The organism is Sphingomonas sp. Leaf20, from assembly GCF_001421535.1.
Lineage (GTDB): Bacteria > Pseudomonadota > Alphaproteobacteria > Sphingomonadales > Sphingomonadaceae > Sphingomonas.
This window is the reverse complement of the sequence record NZ_LMKN01000001.1, coordinates 169,422-186,963: the sequence shown is the minus strand read 5'-3', so window position 1 is coordinate 186,963 and position 17,542 is coordinate 169,422. Positions and strand designations below refer to the sequence as shown.

The window sequence follows — 17,542 nt, the reverse complement described above, 5'->3', positions numbered from 1 at the left end:
ATGGCTCGTTCCGTATGGAAGGGTCCTTTCGTGGACCTTCATCTGCTCAAGAAGGCAGAAACCGCCCAGGACACCAACGCGCGTTCGCCGATCAAGACCTGGTCGCGTCGCTCGACGATCCTGCCGTCGTTCGTGGGCCTCACGTTCAACGTCTATAACGGCCGCAAGTTCGTGCCGGTCTCGGTTAACGAGGACATGGTCGGGATGAAGCTGGGCGAGTTCGCGCCCACGCGCTACTTCCCCGGCCACTCCGCCGACAAGAAGGGCAAGCGCTGATGTCTAAGCAAGTCAGCCCGCGCAAGGTCGCGGACAACGAGGCGCTTTCGGTCGGTACGCAGATCCGTGGTTCCGCGCAGAAGCTCGGCCTCGTGGCTGCGCTGATCCGTGGCAAGAAGGTCGGCGATGCGATGAACATCCTCGCCTTCTCGACCAAGGGCATGGCGATCGAAGCGCGCAAGGTGCTGGCCTCGGCCATCGCCAATGCGGAGAACAACCACAACCTCGACGTCGACTCGCTGGTCGTCGCCGAGGCCTCGGTTGGCAAGTCGATCACGATGAAGCGCTTCGCTACCCGCGGCCGCGGCAAGTCGACCCGCATCCTCAAGCCATTCAGCCGTCTGCGCATCGTCGTGCGCGAGCAGGAAGAAGCATAATGGGTCAGAAGAGCAATCCCATCGGTCTGCGTCTGCAGATCAACCGCACCTGGGACAGCCGCTGGTACGCCGAGGGCGCCGACTATGGTCGGTTGCTGCTCGAGGATCTCAAGATCCGTGCGTACATCATCAAGACGCTGCCGCAGGCCGCGATCTCGAAGGTCGTGATCGAGCGTCCTGCCAAGCTGTGCCGCATCTCCATCTTCGCTGCACGCCCCGGCGTGATCATCGGCAAGAAGGGCGCGGACATCGAGAAGCTGCGTTCGACGATCGGCAAGATGACGTCGTCGACCGTGTCGCTGAACATCGTCGAGATCCGCAAGCCGGAAGTCGATGCGCGTCTCGTCGCGCAGGGCATCGCCGATCAGCTCGAGCGTCGTATTGCCTTCCGTCGCGCCATGAAGCGTGCGGTCCAGTCGGCGATGCGTCTCGGTGCCGAGGGCATCCGCGTGAACTGTGGCGGCCGTCTTGGCGGCGCAGAGATCGCCCGCTCCGAGAGCTACCGCGAAGGTCGCGTTCCGCTGCACACGTTGCGCGCGAACATCGATTATGCCGAGGCTACGGCGCACACGTCCTACGGCGTCTGCGGCGTGAAGGTCTGGGTCTTCAAGGGCGAGATTCTCGGCAATGATCCGACGTCGTATGACCGGATCATGATGGAGGCTCAGACCTCCGGCGTGCGTCCGCAGCGCGACGATCGTCGCTAAGGGTCAGGAACAGACATGCTGCAACCAAAAAAGACCAAGTTCCGGAAGGCCTTCAAGGGGAAGATTTCGGGCGACGCCAAGAGTGGCTTCTCGCTCAATTTCGGATCCTACGGGCTGAAGGCCATGGAGCCTGACCGGATCACCGCACGCCAGATCGAGGCGGCTCGCCGCGCGATCACGCGTCACATCAAGCGCCAGGGGCGTTTGTGGATCCGCATCTTCCCGGACGTCCCCGTCTCGTCGAAGCCTGCCGAAGTCCGCATGGGTAAGGGCAAGGGATCGCCCGAGTTCTGGGCCGCGCGCGTCAAGCCAGGCCGGATTCTGTTCGAGCTCGACGGTGTCGAGGGCCGGATCGCCGCTGAGGCATTCGAGCGGGCGGCCATGAAGCTGCCGATCAAGGTAAAGGTCGTTGCCCGCCTGGGCGACACCTCGCATCTGGGAGGCGAGTAAGATCATGGCTCGTATCGACGACATGAAGGCCAAGAGCGACGACCAGCTGTCGGAGTCGCTTGGCGAACTGAAGCGCGAGCAGTTCAACCTGCGCTTCCAGGCCGCCACGAACCAGCTCGAAAAGCCGAGCCGCGTTCGTGAGGTCCGCCGCGACATCGCTCGCATCAAGACCCTGCAGGCTCAGCGCACCAGCGCTGACGCCGCGAAGTAAGGAACACATCATGCCGAAGCGCGTGCTGACCGGTCTGGTCGTGTCCGACAAGGGCGACAAGACGGTGGTCGTGAACGTCGAGCGTAAGGTGAAGCACCCGCTCTACGGGAAGATCATCCGTCGCTCGAAGAAGTATCATGCTCATGACGAGAGCAACGAGTTCAAGCAGGGCGAGACCGTGCGGATCGAAGAGACCGCACCGATCTCCAAGCTGAAGACCTGGAAGGTGATCGAGCGGGTCAACACCCACGCGACGCCGGAGCGGGCTTCGGCCGAGGGCTGAACGGGGTTCCCGTCATCCTGACGAAAGTCAGGATCCAGAGCCAGGGGCGTAACACCTGACAACTCTGGATCCCAGCTTTCGCCGGGATGACGGTTTACATTGGAACCTTGTGTTCCACCGAGGGAACGGCTAAGCGGCCGCTCCTCCCCGTTGCGGTTCTTCCGCGGCGGGGTGATTTTTTAGGCGGGGTTCGGTCGGTATCGACCCCAGAGACAGAGAAGGGATACGGATCCATGATCCAGATGCAGTCCAATCTCGACGTCGCTGACAACAGCGGCGCGAAGCGGGTGCAGTGCATCAAGGTGCTTGGGGGTTCCAAGCGTCGTGTTGCGGGCGTTGGCGACATCATCGTCGTCAGCATCAAGGAAGCGCAGCCACGTGGCCGTGTGAAGAAGGGCGACGTTCACCGCGCGGTGATCGTGCGTACCGCCAAGGATATCCGCCGTGCAGACGGTACGGTCATCCGCTTCGACGGCAACGCCGCGGTGCTGGTCAACAAGAACGAGGAGCCGATTGGCACCCGTATCTTCGGCCCAGTCGTTCGCGAGCTGCGCGGCAAGAAGCACATGAAGATCATCAGCCTCGCGCCGGAGGTGCTGTAATGGCGTCGCAGCGTATCAAGAAGGGTGACAAGGTCATCATCCTGTCCGGCAAGGACAAGGGCAAGACCGGCGAAGTGACCATGTCGATGCCGAAGGCCGACAAGGTCGTCGTCGCGGGCGTCAACATCGCCGTGCGCCACACCAAGCCGACCCAGGGCGACCCGCAGGGTGGCCTGATCCGCAAGGAAGCACCGATGCACGTTTCGAAGGTCGCGCACGTGACCGCCGACGGCAAGCCGACCCGCGTCCGCTTCGAGGAGCAGGACGGCAAGAAGGTCCGCGTGGCCGTCAAGACCGGGGAGAAGATCAATGGTTGATCAGAACACGGGCGCAGACGCTGCTGGCACCGAGGTCGCCTACACGCCGCGCATGCGGAAGATGTACGACGAGACGATCATCAAGGCGATGGTCGACAAGTTCGGCTACAAGAACGTCATGGAGATCCCACGGATCGACAAGATCGTTCTGAACATGGGCGTCGGCGAGGCCACGCAGGACAAGAAGAAGGTCGACCAGGCTGCTTCCGAAATGGAGCTGATCGCCGGCCAGAAGCCTGTCGTGACGAAGGCCAAGAAGTCGATCGCACAGTTCAAGCTGCGCGAAGGCATGCCGATCGGCGTGAAGGTCACGCTTCGCCGCGAGCGCATGTACGAGTTTCTCGACCGTTTCATCACGATCGCTCTTCCCCGCGTCCGCGATTTCCGCGGGCTCAACCCGAAGAGCTTCGATGGCCGTGGCAACTATGCCTGCGGTATCAAGGAGCAGATCGTGTTCCCAGAAATCAGCTATGACCGGGTCGACAAGGTCCGCGGCATGGATGTGATCGTGACGACGACCGCAAAGACCGACGACGAGGCTCGCGAGCTTCTGCGTCTGTTCGGTTTCCCGTTCCCGATCGAAGACGACGCTGCCGACGCGAAGAAGGCAGCGTAAGAGACTCCCTCTCCCTCGGGGAGAGGGCTGGGGTGAGGGGGAGTGAGTCTCCCTTGCCCCGCCCGAAAACTGGAGGCGCGGTCCTGCTGGGCTGCCCCTCACCCCGACCCTCTCCCCGGAGGGGCGAGGGGGCAGAAGAAAGAAAGAACTTAAGTCGATGGCGAAACTGAGTTCAGTCAACAAGAACGAGCGCCGCAAGCGCATGGTCAAGCAGTATGCCCCGAAGTACGCGGCACTGAAGGCGATCGCAGCGGACAAGACGCTCGACGATGGTGAGCGTCTGATCGCTCGCCTCAAGATGGCGGCCCTGCCGCGCAACGCGAACCCGACCCGCATCCGTAACCGGTGCGAGCTGACCGGTCGCCCGCGCGCTTATTACCGCAAGTTCCGGCTCTGCCGTATTCAGCTGCGCGATCTGGCCAACAAGGGCCTCATCCCCGGCGTCACGAAGTCGAGCTGGTAAGGACTAATCATGGCAGTGACCGATCCCCTGGGTGATTTGCTCACCCGTATCCGTAATGGCCAGCGCGCGAAGAAGGACTCCGTCCTGACTCCGGCGTCGAAGCTGCGCGTCCGCGTGCTCGACGTTCTGCAGCGCGAAGGCTATATCCGTGGCTATAGCGAAGAGCAGATGGGCCCCGCGGCCGGCCTTCGCATCGAGCTGAAGTATTTCGAGGGCCAGCCTGCGATCAAGCATGTCGCGCGCGTCTCGAAGCCCGGCCGTCGCGTCTATTCCGGCTCGCAGGAACTCCCGCGCGTCCGTAACGGCCTCGGCATCACCATCGTCTCGACGCCTCGCGGCGTGCTCTCGGATTCCGAAGCACGCGAGCAGAACGTCGGCGGCGAAGTCCTCGCGGAGGTGTTCTGATGAGCCGTATTGGTAAGAAGCCGGTTTCGGTACCGGCCGGCATTACGCCGACCATCGAGAACAAGCAGCTGACCGTGAAGGGCCCCAAGGGCACGCTCACGATGCCGCTGCGCGAAGAGATCAGCTACACGATCGAAGACGGCGGCATCTCGGTGCAGCCGGCCAACGATACCAAGCGCGCTCGCGCGTTCTGGGGCATGCAGCGTACGATGGTGCAGAACCTGATTACGGGCGTGTCGGAAGGCTTCACCAAGAAGCTGCTGATCACCGGCGTCGGCTACCGTGCCGCTGCCCAGGGTCGTAACCTCAAGCTGCAGCTCGGCTACAGCCATGACGTGAACATCGACGTGCCGGAAGGCATCGAGGTGAAGACCCCGGACAACACCACGGTCGAGATCTCGGGTTCCGACAAGCAGAAGGTCGGCCAGCTGGCCGCCGAAATCCGTCAGTGGCGCAAGCCCGAGCCATACAAGGGCAAGGGTATCAAGTACGACGGCGAGTTCATCTTCCGTAAGGAAGGGAAGAAGAAGTAATGACCAAGGGTCTCTCTCTTTTCGCAAAGCGGCGTCGCCGCAATCGTACCGCGCTCCGCGCACGTGCAGGCACCCGTCCGCGGTTGTCGGTGCATCGCTCGGGCAAGCACATCTATGCCCAGGTGATCGACGATGCCGCTGGCACGACGGTCGCTTCGGCTTCGACGCTGGAGAAGGACGTGCGCGACACGTCCGGCGCCAACATCGACGCGGCGACCTCGGTCGGCAAGCGCGTCGCCGAGGCTGCCAAGGCAGCGGGCGTGACTCAGGTCGTGTTCGATCGCGGCGGCTTCCTCTACCACGGTCGCGTGAAGGCTCTTGCCGATGCCGCGCGCGAAGCCGGATTGGAGTTCTAAGACATGGCTGACGAAAACAACACGCCAGCGGTAATCGCACCCGAGACGACCGCACAGGACGTCACGGCTCAGAATGTCCCGCAGAGCACCGGCTACCAGGGCAACACCGGCGGTGGCCGTGGTCGTCCCGGCGGCGGCGGCGGTGGCGGTCGTGGTGGCCCCGGCGGCGGCCGCAGCGGTGGCCCGGGTGGCAACCGCGGTGGTCGCGATGGCGGTCGCGGTGGTCGTGACAATCGTGGCGGTCGTCCTGGTCAGGACGATGGCGGCGAAGAGCTGATCGAGAAGCTGGTTCACATCAACCGCGTCTCGAAGACGGTCAAGGGCGGCAAGCGCTTCGGCTTTGCAGCACTCGTCGTCGTCGGCGATGGCAAGGGCCGTGCAGGCTTCGGTCATGGCAAGGCACGCGAAGTGCCGGAAGCCATCTCGAAGGCGACGGCTGCTGCCAAGAAGAAGATGGTTCGCGTTCCGCTCAAGGACGGTCGCACGCTGCATCATGACGGCAACGGTCACTTTGGTGCCGGTAAGGTCACGCTGCGGTCGGCTCCTCAGGGTACGGGCATCATCGCCGGTGGCCCGATGCGCGCCGTCTTCGAGTCGCTGGGCGTTGCAGACGTCGTGACCAAGTCGGTCGGCACGTCGAACCCCTACAACATGATCCGCGCAACGTTCGAAGCCCTTGGCGAGCAGACCTCGCCCAAGGCCGTCGCACAGCGTCGCGGCAAGAAGATCGCCGACCTGCTCGGCCACGGTGGGTCGAAGACCCCCGAGGCTGACGCAGCTGCGATCACGGAGTAAGCGATCATGGCTACCATCAAGATCACGCAGACCGGTTCGCCGATCCGCCGCGAGAAGGACCAGCGCGCAACGCTGGTCGGTCTCGGCCTCAACAAGATGCACAAGACCCGCGAGCTGGAAGACAGCCCAGAGGTCCGCGGCATGATCCGCAAGGTGCAGCACATGGTGTCGGTCGAAGGCTGAGCCTTCACGATCCACGTGACAAATACGGGGAAGGGGGCTAACGGCCCCCTTTCTTATTCCAGAATCCATTTCCACAGCGCGTAACAAGCGAAAGCGAGTGCATTACCATGAAGCTCAACGAACTCCGCGATAACGAAGGTGCCCGTAAGTCCAAGATGCGCGTCGGACGCGGCATCGGCTCGGGCAAGGGCAAGACCGGCGGCCGCGGCCAGAAGGGCCAGAAGAGCCGCGAGGGCGTGTCCATCGCCGGCTTCGAAGGCGGCCAGATGCCGCTCCACATGCGTCTGCCTAAGCGCGGCTTCAACAACATCTTCCGCAAGGACTTCGCAGAGGTGAACCTCGGCGCGATCCAGCTCGCGGTCGATGCCGGCAAGATCGAGGCGAACGCCACGCTCGACCACAACGCGCTGAAGGCCGCTGGCTTGGCACGCGGCGGCAAGGACGGCGTCCGCCTCCTCGCCAAGGGCGAGCTGACCACGGTCCTCTCGTTCACCGTCGATGGCGCGTCGAAGGGCGCGATCGAGGCGGTCGAGAAGATCGGCGGCAAGGTCGAGGTGATCCACTTCGTCCCCGCAGCCGAGAAGGCTGCCGCCAAGAAGGGCGTGAAGTATAAGGAGCGTGCGGCGCACAAGGCGTCGTTCAACGCCTGACCTTGAAGGGGGAGGGAACGCCGGGTGCGTTCCCTCCCTTTTTTGTTCGTGCTGCCTAGGGGCGCGGCAATTCCAAGCCCACCTGATCTCACATGCCGTGCCGTTCGTGCCGAGTAGAGATCGAGCGTAGTCGAGACCTCGTATCGAGGTACAAGACCTAGACAGGCCGGTCCCTCGATACGCCGTCTCGACAAGCTCGACGGCTACTCGGGACGAGCGGCATGGGGTGCGGGACCGTACTACGGCCCGGGAATTGAGCCGATCGGGTGGCTCGCCACCTCGCCATATCCCACCTAGGCATTAGACAAGCGCGCTCGTGCGCCTATATGAGCGGGGGGGGCGGTCATAACGCATCCCGCCTTCTTTGTTTCCAGGACGATCACACGCATGGCATCCGCAGCCGACCAGATGGCGCAAAGCATCAGCCTTTCGAAATTCGCAAAGGCAACCGACCTCAAGAAGCGGTTGTGGTTCACGATCGGCGCGTTGATCGTTTTCCGCCTGCTCAGCTACGTGCCGCTGCCGGGGGTCGATCCCACCGCGCTCGGCCTGTTGTCGCAGCAGACGCAGGGCGGCGTGCTCGACTTCTTCAACACTTTCTCGGGTGGTTCGCTCAGCCGCATGTCGCTGATCGCGCTAGGCGTGATGCCGTACATCACCGCCTCGATCGTGGTGCAGCTCGCGACCTCGCTGTCGCCGACGCTCGCCGCGATCAAGAAAGACGGCGAATCGGGCCGCAAGCGCCTCAACCAGTACACGCGCTACGGCACGGTCGGCCTGACCGCCGTGCAGGGCTATTTCATCGCCGTCGGGCTCGAGACGCTCGGCGCGAACCAGGGCATCGCTGCGGTCATCGAGCCTGGCATGACGTTCCGGATCGCGGCCGTCATCTCGCTGATCGGCGGTACGATGTTCCTGATGTGGCTGGGTGAACAGATCACCAGCCGCGGCATCGGCAACGGCGTCTCGCTGATCATCATGGCGGGCATCGTCGCGCATCTGCCGACGACCCTCGTCAACCTGCTCGAGGGCGGCCGTTCGGGCAGCCTCGATCCAATCAAGCTGATCGGCATCATCGTCGCGGTCGTCCTGCTCGTGCTGTTCATCTGCTTCATGGAGCGCGCGCAGCGCCGCATCCTGATCCAGTATCCGAAGCGCCAGACTCAGCGCGGGATGCAGGCCGATCGCAGCCATCTGCCGCTGAAGATCAACACCGCGGGCGTCATTCCTCCGATCTTCGCATCGTCGCTGCTGCTGATGCCGCTGACGATCTCGCAGTTCGCGGGCCAGCGCGTCGCGGGCGAGTCGAAGTGGGGCGATTTCATCATCACCCTCAACCAGTATCTGCAGCACGGTAGCCCCGTGTACATGCTGCTGTACGGCGCCGGCATCATCTTCTTCTCGTTCTTCTACACCGCGATCGTCTTCAACCCCGAGGAAACCGCGGACAATCTGAAGCGGCATGGCGGGTTCATTCCCGGTATCCGTCCGGGCAAGAACACCGAGAATTATTTCGACTACGTACTGACGCGCATCACCGTCATCGGTGCCGCCTATCTGACGATCATCTGCCTGTTGCCCGAATATCTGGTGACCGCGCTGTCGATCCCGTTCTACCTCGGCGGCACCAGCCTGCTCATCGTCGTCAACGTGACGATGGACACGGTGACGCAGATCCAGAGCCATCTGCTCGCGCATCAATATGGCGACCTGATCAAGAAGGCGAAGCTGAAGGGCGGTCGACTTCGCTAAGATGCGGGGTTACCGAGTTATTATCCTGCACGAACGAGGGGAGTGCGTTTCGTGAATATCATCCTTCTTGGCCCGCCAGGCGCGGGCAAGGGTACGCAGGCGGCCACGTTGGTCGCCGATCGCGGCATGGTCCAGTTGTCGACCGGCGACATGCTCCGCGCTGCGGTCGCCGCCGGATCGCCCGTCGGGCTGCAGGCGAAGGCCGTGATGGCCGCGGGCGGTCTCGTCAGCGACGAGATCGTGTCCGGCATCATCGGCGAGCGGCTCGACCAGCCGGACACGGCCGAGGGCGTGATCTTCGATGGCTATCCCCGGACAGAGGCGCAGGCGCACGCGCTCGACGCGCTGCTCGCCGAGCGCGGCCGGACGCTCGACTTCGTGATCGAGCTCGCGGTCGACGAAACCGCGCTGATCGACCGCGTGGTCGGCCGCTACACCTGCGCCAAATGCGGTGCGGGCTATCACGACCGGCACAAGCAGCCTGTCGTGGCAGGCGTGTGCGACGTGTGCGGCTCGACCGAGTTCAAGCGCCGCCCGGACGACAATGCCGAGACCGTCGCGAACCGGATGACGGAGTATCGCGCGAAGACCGCGCCGATCCTGCCGCTGTACGAATCGCGCGGCCTGGTGCGCCGGGTCGACGGCATGGCGGACATCGCGCATGTCGGATCCGCGATCGCGGCGATCCTCGACGAGAAATAACCCCGTATCGACCGGCGTCGCGAACGGCGCCGGCAACATGACAAAATTGTCATCTTTGGGTCATCACGGCGACGGGCATTCGATCCTAGAGCAGCGCCAAGGCCAGCAACGGCCGGAAGCGTTTCCAGAGATCGGTGCCCGTCACTCCCGGGGGTACCGTGGGGGCCGGCGGAAACGTGCTTTCCGCCGGCCTTTCCGTTATGGAGACAGGTGAAAGCGATGACGCCGTGAACCGCAAGATCCTGATCGTAGAAGATGATGCCTCTACCGCGAGCTATCTCGTCAAGGGATTGGCAGAGGCGGGCTATGCCGTGGAGTCGTGCGGCGATGGTCGCGACGGGCTGTTCCTCGCGAGCGAGGGCATCTTCGACCTCATCATCGCGGATCGCATGCTGCCGGGTCTCGACGGGCTGGCGATGGTCAGCGCGATCCGCGCGGCGGGGATCGTCACCCCGGTCCTGATCCTGTCCGCGCTGGCGGCGGTCGACCACCGCGTCGACGGGCTGAAGGCGGGCGCGGACGATTATCTGTGCAAGCCCTTCTCGTTCGCCGAATTGTCCGCGCGCGTCGAGGCGCTGGTCCGCCGTTCCGACCGGCTGGCGAGCGACCCGCAAAAGACGAAGCTGTCGGTCGGTGACCTGGAGATCGACTTGCTCGCGCGCGTGGTGTCGCGCGGCGGCAACACGATCCCGCTGGGCGCGCGCGAATTCAACCTGCTCGAGTTTCTCGCGCGTCATGCCGGACAGGTGGTGACGCGGACGATGATGCTCGAGAAGATCTGGAATTATCATTTCGACCCGGGCTCGAACGTCGTCGACGTGCATATCGGCCGTCTGCGCCGCAAGCTCGAGGACGGATTCCCGACGCCGATTCTGCATACGGTGCGCGGGGCAGGGTATCGGCTCGCGGTCGACGGCTGACCCGCGTTGCGGCTGTCGATCACCGCACGGATCGCGCTGCTCGCGATCATCCTGTCGCTGGTATCCAATCTCGCGCTGATTGGGTTCGTCTGGAAGCAGACGAGTGCGGATGCGATCGATGCGATCCGGCGCGAGACGACCGAGCAGTCGGATGCGCTGCGCACCGTGTGGCAGATCGGCGGGCTGCCTGAGCTTCGCGCGGCGATCCGCGAGGCGGACAATCCGGGCGACGTATCGCAGGTGCTCGCGCTGCTCGACGCGAACGGGCGCAGTTTGCAGGGCATGGCGCCGGACCGCGTGACGATCCCGTTGAAGACGACGACGTTCCGCATCGCGCGGCTCGGCAATGATTCGCTCTGGGCGGCGCGGGAGACGGGCTATGCGCTCTATCCCATCGGGCGGAACTGGTTGCTCACGGGACGCAATCTCGACCTGATCGCGGCGGAAGAGCGCGCGATGGAGCGCGCGCTGGCGTTTGCGATCACGCTGTCGCTCGCGCTCGGCATTTTCGGGGGGCTGGTGCTCGCGCGCTATGTCGGGCGACGGCTCGACGCGATCGCCAACGTCATCGAGGCGGCGGGCGAGGGCGACCTGTCGCGGCGCGTCGGCGTGGTGGCGGGCGGCGGTGATGCGTTCGATCGGCTGGCCGCGCGGCTGAACGTGATGCTCGGCAAGCTCGAAGGCGTGATGGCCGAACTGCGCGTCGTCACCGACAGCCTCGCGCACGATCTGCGGTCGCCGCTGGCACGGTTGCGCACCAAGACCGAGCAGGCGGTGCTGATCGCCGACCCCGATGCGCGAGAGGTCGCGCTTGGCGGGCTGTTGACCGAGACCGATCTCGTCATGCGGATGCTGACGATGGTGATCGAGATCAGCCGGTCGGGATCGGTGTCGCGCGACCGTTTTATCGAGGTGTCGCCCGCCGACCTGATCGAGGAGATCGGCGAGCTCTATGCCCCCGTCGCGGAGGATGCCGGGCTGACGTTCCAGGTCGCGATCGACGACCGGCCGATGCCGATGGCGTTGCACCGCGAGTTGATCAGCCAGGCGATCGCGAACCTGATCGACAACGCGCTGCGGCATGGTGCGACCGGCGGATCGGTGACGCTGCGTTTAATCGAGCGGGGGGACGGCGTCGTGATCCAGGTCGAGGATCGCGGCCCGGGTATCGCGGAGTCGGACCGCGCGCAGGCTCTCAAGCGATTCGGCCGGCTCGATAGCGCGCGGACGACGCCGGGCGCGGGGCTCGGGCTCTCGCTGATCGAGGCGGTCGCGCGGCTGCACGACGGCCGGTTGGAACTCGGGGACAACGCGCCGGGCCTCGTAGCGCGGATCGTCCTGCCCTTTTAAGTCGTACGCCAAGCCCGGTGTGCGCCGTTTCGCTACCGCAGGGGGTGGCGTTGTCGGGGTAGGCGGGATTAAGGGCGGCTATGGACGCGCTCTCGCTCTTCGGCCTCGCTGCCGTTTCGTTCACGCTGCTTTGCTATGCCAAGGAGGCGGGGTCGCACTGGTGGACGTTCGGTTTTGCGGTCGGGTGCCTGCTCGGGTCGGTCTATGGTTTCCTGCAGGGCGCGTGGCCGTTCGGCGCGGTCGAGCTGATCTGGTTCGTGGTGGCGATCCGGCGCTGGCAGACGATGCGGCTGGTGGTCGATCCCGCAGCCTGAACCGTCGCGGTGCTGCGGTACCGCGCGGAACCCACGGCTTGACAGTTCGTTTGCCCGCGCCTAATTCGGCTTTCCCGATACGACGGTTCCCGGCGGCGCTCTTTTGCGTACGCCGTCGTCGTGCGTTTCGGATCATCGCTAGGAGATGGGCGCCGTGCAGCCATGCCGGGGCCCGTGGAGCAGGAGAACCAAGTTCATGGCACGTATCGCGGGTGTTAATATCCCGACCAACAAGCGCGTGGTAATCGCGCTGACCTATATTCACGGCATCGGTTCGACCAAGGCCAAGGAAATCGTCGCCAAGCTCGGCATCGCCGACACGGCGCGAGTCCAGGACCTGACCGATCAGGAAGTCCTGCACATCCGCGAGACGATCGACGCCGATCACACCGTCGAGGGCGATCTGCGTCGCCAGACGTCGATGAACATCAAGCGCCTGATGGATCTCGCCTGCTATCGTGGCCTGCGTCACCGCAAGGGCCTGCCGGTCCGCGGCCAGCGCACGCATACCAATGCGCGCACCCGCAAGGGCAAGGCCAAGCCGATCGCCGGTAAGAAGAAGTAATCCCTTAATCGGATTACTCCGCCGGCGCCGGTCCGAAGGGACCGCCCGGCGTCATGAAGATACAGGTCAGGAAATACACCATGGCACGCGAACCTCAGCGCATTAAGCGGCGCGAGCGCAAGAACATCACCTCTGGCGTCGCTCACGTGAATGCCAGCTTCAACAACACCATGATCACGATCACCGATGCCCAGGGCAACGCGATCTCGTGGTCGTCGGCGGGCGCAATGGGCTTCAAGGGCTCGCGCAAGTCGACCCCGTACGCGGCGCAGGTCGCAGCGGAAGACGCCGGCAAGAAGGCCGCCGAGCACGGCGTCCGGACGATCGAAGTCGAAGTGAAGGGCCCCGGTTCGGGCCGCGAGTCGGCCCTGCGCGCGCTGCAGGCGGTCGGTTTCCAGATCACGTCGATCCGCGACGTGACCTCGATCCCGCACAACGGCGTTCGTCCTTCGAAGCGTCGTCGCGTCTGATTTCTCCGACGTTGCCCGTGCGCGGTTGATCGCGCGGCACGGGTGCATATTCATGGCCGGCGGGAGTCCTTTCCGCCGGCCCCCAAATTAGGGGAAGCAAGTGTCTGTCAACGCAAAGAACTGGCAGGAACTCAAGAAGCCCAGCGGCCTGGAGAAAAAGGCCGGTGGCGACACCAAGCGCAAGGCGACCTTCATCGCCGAGCCGCTCGAGCGTGGCTTCGGCCTGACGCTCGGCAACGCGCTGCGTCGCGTGTTGCTCTCGTCGCTGCAGGGCGCGGCCGTCACCTCGATCAAGATCGAGAACGTGCTGCATGAGTTCTCGTCTCTGGCAGGCGTCCGCGAGGACGTGACCGACATCGTCCTCAACGTGAAGCAGATCGCGATCCGCATGCAGGGCGAGGGGCCCAAGCGCCTCCAGCTCTCCGCAACGGGTCCGGGTGAAGTCAAGGCCGGCGACATCGCCGTCTCGGGCGACATCGAGATCATGAACAAGGATCTCGTGATCTGCCACCTCGATGAGGGTGCGACGCTCAACATGGAGCTGACCGCCGACATCGGTAAGGGTTACGTGCCCGCGACCGCAAACCGCCCGGCCGACGCGCCGATCGGTCTGATCCCGGTCGATGCGCTCTACTCGCCGGTACGTCAGGTGTCGTACAAGGTCGACCCGACCCGCGTCGGTCAGGACCTGGATTACGACAAGCTGACGCTGACGATCGAAACCGACGGCACGATCACCCCGGAAGACGCAGTCGGCTATGCCGGTCGCATCCTCCAGGACCAGCTCGCGCTGTTCGTCCACTTCGACGATTCGTCGGTCACCCGTTCGTCGGCCCCGATCGGCCAGGCAGCACCCGCTGCCGGTGGTGCGGAGCCCGCAGGCGACACGCAGCAGATCAACCGGTACCTTCTCAAGAAGGTGGACGAGCTCGAGCTGTCGGTGCGTTCGGCGAACTGCCTCAAGAACGACAACATCATCTATATCGGCGATCTGGTCGGCAAGACCGAAGCCGAGATGCTGCGCACGCCTAACTTCGGCCGCAAGTCCTTGAACGAGATCAAGGAAGTGCTGTCGTCGATGGGTCTTCGCCTGGGCATGGAAATCCCGGGCTGGCCGCCTGAGAACATCGAAGAGATGGCCAAGAAGCTCGAGCAGGAAATCATGGGCTGAGTGCGAAGCCGTCCGTTATCCTGACGCAATTCAGGATAACGGACGGCACCGTATTCTACCCTGGATCCCGGCCTTTGCTGGGATGACGGATAATCGGGTGGGCCGCCGTCCCCACCAGCTCCCGGGTACCTCATACGGCCCCTGAACGAACGAAAAGGTATTAAACATGCGCCATCGCGTAGGCGGCCGTAAGCTTCAGCGGACCTCGGCCCACCGTCTTGCCCTGTTCCGCAACATGAGCGCCGCGCTCATCAAGCACGAGCAGATCACCACCACCGTCGCCAAGGCGAAGGAACTGCGTCCCTATATCGAGAAGCTGATCACGCTCGCGAAGAAGGGTGGCCTGTCCAACCGTCGTCTCGCGCATGCCAAGCTGCTCGACGATGCGCAGCTGATCAAGCTGTTCGACGTTCTGGCGACCCGTTATGCGGATCGCAACGGCGGTTACACCCGTGTCATCAAGGCCGGTATCCGCATGTCGGACGCCTCGCCGATGGCCGTCATCGAGTTCGTCGACCGCGACGTCTCGGCGAAGGGTCAGGATTCGGGTCCGGTGATGTCGGACGAGGATTACAACGAAGCGGCATAATCGCTGCCTCTTGTTAGTCGAATTGCAGGCCGCGTTTCCCATCCGGGAGGCGCGGCCTCTTTCGTTACGGGTCCCATCCGGCTATGCGCCCGACATGGAGCATCCAGACAGCATTCTCATCGTCGATTTCGGCAGCCAGGTAACCCAGCTGATCGCCCGCCGCGTGCGCGAAGCCGGCGTCTATAGCGAGATCGCCCCCTTCCAGTCCGCCGCGGCCGCGTTCGAACGGATGCAGCCAAAGGGGATCATCCTGTCGGGTGGCCCCGCCTCGGTCACGACCGAGAACAGCCCCCGGGTGCCGCAGCATTTCTTCGAGGCGGGGATCCCGATCCTCGGCATCTGCTACGGCCAGCAGGTCATGTCCGCACAGCTCGGCGGCAACGTGATCGTCTCGGGTGACGGCGGCGAGTTCGGCAGCGCCTTCATCGAGGTCAAGTCGCCATGCGCGCTGTTCGACGGTCTGTGGGCCGAGGGCGAGCGGCATCAGGTCTGGATGAGCCACGGCGACAAGGTCGACGCGATCCCGCCGGGCTTTACCCCCGTCGCGGTGTCGACCGGCGCGCCCTATGCGATCGTCGCGGACGAGACGCGGCGCTTCTACGGCGTGCAGTTCCACCCCGAGGTCGTCCACACGCCCGATGGCGGCAAGCTGATCGCGAACTTCGCGCGGCACGTCTGTGGGCTCAGCGGCGACTGGACGATGGCCGAGTTCCGCGAGACCAAGATCGCCGAGATCCGCGCGCAAGTGGGTAAGGGCAGGGTGATCTGCGGGCTGTCGGGCGGCGTCGACTCGGCGGTCGCGGCGGTGCTGATCCACGAGGCGATCGGCGAGCAGCTCACCTGCGTCTATGTCGACCACGGCCTGATGCGCGCGGGCGAGAGCGAGCAGGTCGTCAGCCTGTTTCGCGGCGCGTACAACATTCCGCTGATCCATGTGAACGTCGAGGAGCTGTTCCTGAGCGGGCTCGCCGGGATCACCGACCCCGAGCTGAAGCGCAAGTTCATCGGCAAGACGTTCATCGACGTGTTCGATGCCGAGGCGAAGAAACTGGGCGGTGCGGAGTTCCTCGCGCAGGGTACGCTCTATCCCGACGTGATCGAGAGCGTCAGCTTCACCGGCGGGCCGTCGGTGACGATCAAGAGCCACCACAATGTCGGCGGTCTGCCCGAGCGCATGAACATGAAGCTCGTCGAGCCCTTGCGCGAACTGTTCAAGGACGAGGTCCGCGCGCTGGGTCGCGAGCTGGGGCTGCCCGAGATCTTCGTCGGCCGTCACCCGTTCCCCGGACCCGGCCTCGCGATCCGCATCCCTGGCGAAGTCACGAAGAAGCGCTGCGACATCCTGCGCAAGGCCGACGCGATCTACCTCGAGGAGATCCGCGCCGCGGGGCTCTACGACACGATCTGGCAGGCGTTCGCGGTGCTGCTGCCGGTGCGCAGCGTCGGCGTGATGGGCGACGGTCGGACCTATGACAATGTGCTGGCATTGCGTGCGGTGACGTCGACCGACGGCATGACCGCGCAGGCGTTCCAGTTCCCCGGCGACTTCCTGCCGCGCGTGGCGACGCGGATCATCAACGAGGTCAAGGGCATCAACCGGGTGACCTACGACTACACGTCGAAGCCCCCCGGCACGATCGAGTGGGAATAACGGCGCGGCGTACCAGGCGGGTGAGGGGATCGGCGCGGCGAAGCTCGTAGCGCTTGCCGCGCCCAAGGGTTCGCTTTCCGGCCACCGCGCGGCTGTTTCGCCAAGCGGATATCGATGCATATCTGGCCGGCTGGCTCGACGTCCGGCGCTGACAAAGTGTGGATTGTCTCATCGGCGACGCGCATTTGTGCGGGCCGGTATACGGAACCGAAACGGCCCGCTCGAGAAAGGGGGGAAACTCGTGCGGGCCGCAGTCCAGTGCCGACGTCACCGTCTTGGGGGAGTGCGTCGGACAGATCGAATATGGACCTAATGGTCTGGCAGTTCAAGGGTTTTGAAACTTCAGTATGCCGGGCCGCCTTGGTGACGAGCCAAAGGATCGACGACCCGGCATACCTGCAGGGTCAACGTCCGATCGGGTGATCCGGGCGCAGAATTATCAAGAAGATATCGCTGGAGACAGACCGGGGAAGCCGTCGAGCGCCAGGGCGCGGAGGCGGGGTATCGATCGGGGCGGACCTATCGTCGCGAATCGGTCGTTTGCGCCGGGAGGCTGCGCGCCCCGCCGGTCCGTGTGACTGAAGCTGGCGGGGCGCTGAAGGTTACGCGATACTGAAAGCGATGCCTCTAGCCGTCGATATGACAAACATAAGTGAATTTCAAATGAACGAGGTGCCCCGCCCGTCCGTGTGACACTCTCGCATCCGGGCGGGGCACCGAGGCCGGCACGTCAGCGACGTTTCGGCACGGACATACGCTAGCATCGGTTGCGAAACATGACAGAGCAGTTCGTCACATCGCAGGCTCGGTTCGGCCGAAACGGACGCGTTCGCC

General features: G+C 64.2%; 26 protein-coding genes. All 26 read left to right on the top strand.

Features of this window, described 5'->3' with window-relative positions; all coding sequences use genetic code 11:
* The 26 genes from rpsS to guaA all read left to right on the top strand — a co-directional run bounded on the left by rpsS (window position 1) and on the right by guaA (window position 16,708).
* Window positions 1-276: a 30S ribosomal protein S19 gene (gene rpsS, locus ASE72_RS00830; RefSeq protein ID WP_031393761.1), complete on the top strand. Its 276-nt coding sequence runs from the start codon at window positions 1-3 to the stop codon at window positions 274-276.
* Entirely contained in the window at window positions 276-653 is a 378-nt protein-coding gene (rplV, locus tag ASE72_RS00825; RefSeq protein ID WP_037529220.1) for a 50S ribosomal protein L22, read from the top strand. The genes rpsS and rplV overlap by 1 nt, the downstream gene beginning before the upstream one ends.
* Window positions 653-1,360, top strand: coding sequence for a 30S ribosomal protein S3 (gene rpsC, locus ASE72_RS00820; protein ID WP_056015544.1), 708 nt, complete (start codon window positions 653-655; stop codon window positions 1,358-1,360). Before rplV ends, rpsC begins: the two co-directional genes overlap by 1 nt.
* A gap of 15 nt (window positions 1,361-1,375) precedes the next feature.
* Window positions 1,376-1,810 carry a 50S ribosomal protein L16 gene (rplP, locus tag ASE72_RS00815; RefSeq protein ID WP_056015542.1) on the top strand — a complete coding sequence of 145 codons (435 nt, stop codon included), beginning with the start codon at window positions 1,376-1,378 and terminating at the stop codon, window positions 1,808-1,810.
* Between the two features lie 4 nt (window positions 1,811-1,814).
* Window positions 1,815-2,021: a 50S ribosomal protein L29 gene (gene rpmC / locus ASE72_RS00810; protein ID WP_031393757.1), complete on the top strand. Its 207-nt coding sequence runs from the start codon at window positions 1,815-1,817 to the stop codon at window positions 2,019-2,021.
* A 10-nt stretch (window positions 2,022-2,031) separates the two neighbouring features.
* Entirely contained in the window at window positions 2,032-2,304 is a 273-nt protein-coding gene (gene rpsQ / locus ASE72_RS00805; protein WP_031393756.1) for a 30S ribosomal protein S17, read from the top strand.
* Between the two features lie 233 nt (window positions 2,305-2,537).
* Complete coding sequence (rplN, locus tag ASE72_RS00800; RefSeq protein ID WP_031393755.1) at window positions 2,538-2,906, top strand: 50S ribosomal protein L14; 369 nt, start codon at window positions 2,538-2,540, stop codon at window positions 2,904-2,906.
* On the top strand, window positions 2,906-3,223 hold the full coding sequence (gene rplX, locus ASE72_RS00795) for a 50S ribosomal protein L24 (protein WP_056015539.1): 318 nt from the start codon (window positions 2,906-2,908) through the stop codon (window positions 3,221-3,223). The genes rplN and rplX overlap by 1 nt, the downstream gene beginning before the upstream one ends.
* Window positions 3,216-3,839 carry a 50S ribosomal protein L5 gene (rplE, locus tag ASE72_RS00790; RefSeq protein ID WP_200916134.1) on the top strand — a complete coding sequence of 208 codons (624 nt, stop codon included), beginning with the start codon at window positions 3,216-3,218 and terminating at the stop codon, window positions 3,837-3,839. Before rplX ends, rplE begins: the two co-directional genes overlap by 8 nt.
* 157 nt (window positions 3,840-3,996) lie before the next feature.
* Window positions 3,997-4,302 (top strand): 30S ribosomal protein S14, encoded by a 306-nt coding sequence (rpsN, locus tag ASE72_RS00785; protein WP_056015537.1) that lies wholly within the window; start codon window positions 3,997-3,999, stop codon window positions 4,300-4,302.
* 9 nt (window positions 4,303-4,311) lie between these two features.
* On the top strand, window positions 4,312-4,707 hold the full coding sequence (gene rpsH / locus ASE72_RS00780; RefSeq protein WP_031393751.1) for a 30S ribosomal protein S8: 396 nt from the start codon (window positions 4,312-4,314) through the stop codon (window positions 4,705-4,707).
* On the top strand, window positions 4,707-5,240 hold the full coding sequence (gene rplF / locus ASE72_RS00775) for a 50S ribosomal protein L6 (protein ID WP_056015535.1): 534 nt from the start codon (window positions 4,707-4,709) through the stop codon (window positions 5,238-5,240). The genes rpsH and rplF overlap by 1 nt, the downstream gene beginning before the upstream one ends.
* Window positions 5,240-5,596 (top strand): 50S ribosomal protein L18, encoded by a 357-nt coding sequence (gene rplR, locus ASE72_RS00770; protein WP_056015533.1) that lies wholly within the window; start codon window positions 5,240-5,242, stop codon window positions 5,594-5,596. Before rplF ends, rplR begins: the two co-directional genes overlap by 1 nt.
* 3 nt (window positions 5,597-5,599) lie before the next feature.
* Window positions 5,600-6,391 carry a 30S ribosomal protein S5 gene (gene rpsE, locus ASE72_RS00765; RefSeq protein ID WP_082445708.1) on the top strand — a complete coding sequence of 264 codons (792 nt, stop codon included), beginning with the start codon at window positions 5,600-5,602 and terminating at the stop codon, window positions 6,389-6,391.
* A 6-nt stretch (window positions 6,392-6,397) separates the two neighbouring features.
* On the top strand, window positions 6,398-6,574 hold the full coding sequence (gene rpmD / locus ASE72_RS00760) for a 50S ribosomal protein L30 (protein ID WP_031393747.1): 177 nt from the start codon (window positions 6,398-6,400) through the stop codon (window positions 6,572-6,574).
* 107 nt (window positions 6,575-6,681) lie between these two features.
* Entirely contained in the window at window positions 6,682-7,224 is a 543-nt protein-coding gene (rplO, locus tag ASE72_RS00755) for a 50S ribosomal protein L15 (protein WP_056015531.1), read from the top strand.
* Window positions 7,225-7,611: 387 nt separating this feature from the next.
* Window positions 7,612-8,976, top strand: a complete 1,365-nt coding sequence (secY, locus tag ASE72_RS00750) for a preprotein translocase subunit SecY (RefSeq protein WP_056015528.1) — start codon at window positions 7,612-7,614, stop codon at window positions 8,974-8,976.
* 51 nt (window positions 8,977-9,027) lie between these two features.
* Window positions 9,028-9,678: an adenylate kinase gene (locus ASE72_RS00745; protein ID WP_056018598.1), complete on the top strand. Its 651-nt coding sequence runs from the start codon at window positions 9,028-9,030 to the stop codon at window positions 9,676-9,678.
* 227 nt (window positions 9,679-9,905) lie between these two features.
* Entirely contained in the window at window positions 9,906-10,598 is a 693-nt protein-coding gene (locus ASE72_RS00740) for a winged helix-turn-helix domain-containing protein (protein WP_056018595.1), read from the top strand.
* A 6-nt stretch (window positions 10,599-10,604) separates the two neighbouring features.
* A complete protein-coding gene (locus tag ASE72_RS00735) occupies window positions 10,605-11,948 on the top strand; it encodes a sensor histidine kinase (RefSeq protein WP_056015526.1) in 1,344 nt (447 codons plus the stop codon).
* An 80-nt stretch (window positions 11,949-12,028) separates the two neighbouring features.
* Window positions 12,029-12,262 (top strand): hypothetical protein, encoded by a 234-nt coding sequence (locus ASE72_RS00730; protein ID WP_056015524.1) that lies wholly within the window; start codon window positions 12,029-12,031, stop codon window positions 12,260-12,262.
* Between the two features lie 196 nt (window positions 12,263-12,458).
* Window positions 12,459-12,827 (top strand): 30S ribosomal protein S13, encoded by a 369-nt coding sequence (gene rpsM, locus ASE72_RS00725; RefSeq protein ID WP_056015521.1) that lies wholly within the window; start codon window positions 12,459-12,461, stop codon window positions 12,825-12,827.
* A gap of 80 nt (window positions 12,828-12,907) precedes the next feature.
* On the top strand, window positions 12,908-13,297 hold the full coding sequence (gene rpsK, locus ASE72_RS00720; RefSeq protein WP_031395237.1) for a 30S ribosomal protein S11: 390 nt from the start codon (window positions 12,908-12,910) through the stop codon (window positions 13,295-13,297).
* 100 nt (window positions 13,298-13,397) lie between these two features.
* Window positions 13,398-14,468, top strand: a complete 1,071-nt coding sequence (locus ASE72_RS00715; protein ID WP_031395236.1) for a DNA-directed RNA polymerase subunit alpha — start codon at window positions 13,398-13,400, stop codon at window positions 14,466-14,468.
* Window positions 14,469-14,634: 166 nt separating this feature from the next.
* A complete protein-coding gene (gene rplQ, locus ASE72_RS00710; protein WP_056015519.1) occupies window positions 14,635-15,057 on the top strand; it encodes a 50S ribosomal protein L17 in 423 nt (140 codons plus the stop codon).
* 94 nt (window positions 15,058-15,151) lie between these two features.
* The gene (guaA, locus tag ASE72_RS00705; RefSeq protein ID WP_056015517.1) at window positions 15,152-16,708 is read left to right on the top strand and encodes a glutamine-hydrolyzing GMP synthase; all 1,557 of its coding nucleotides are present in this window, start codon (window positions 15,152-15,154) and stop codon (window positions 16,706-16,708) included.
* The last annotated feature ends 834 nt before the right edge of the window (window positions 16,709-17,542 follow it).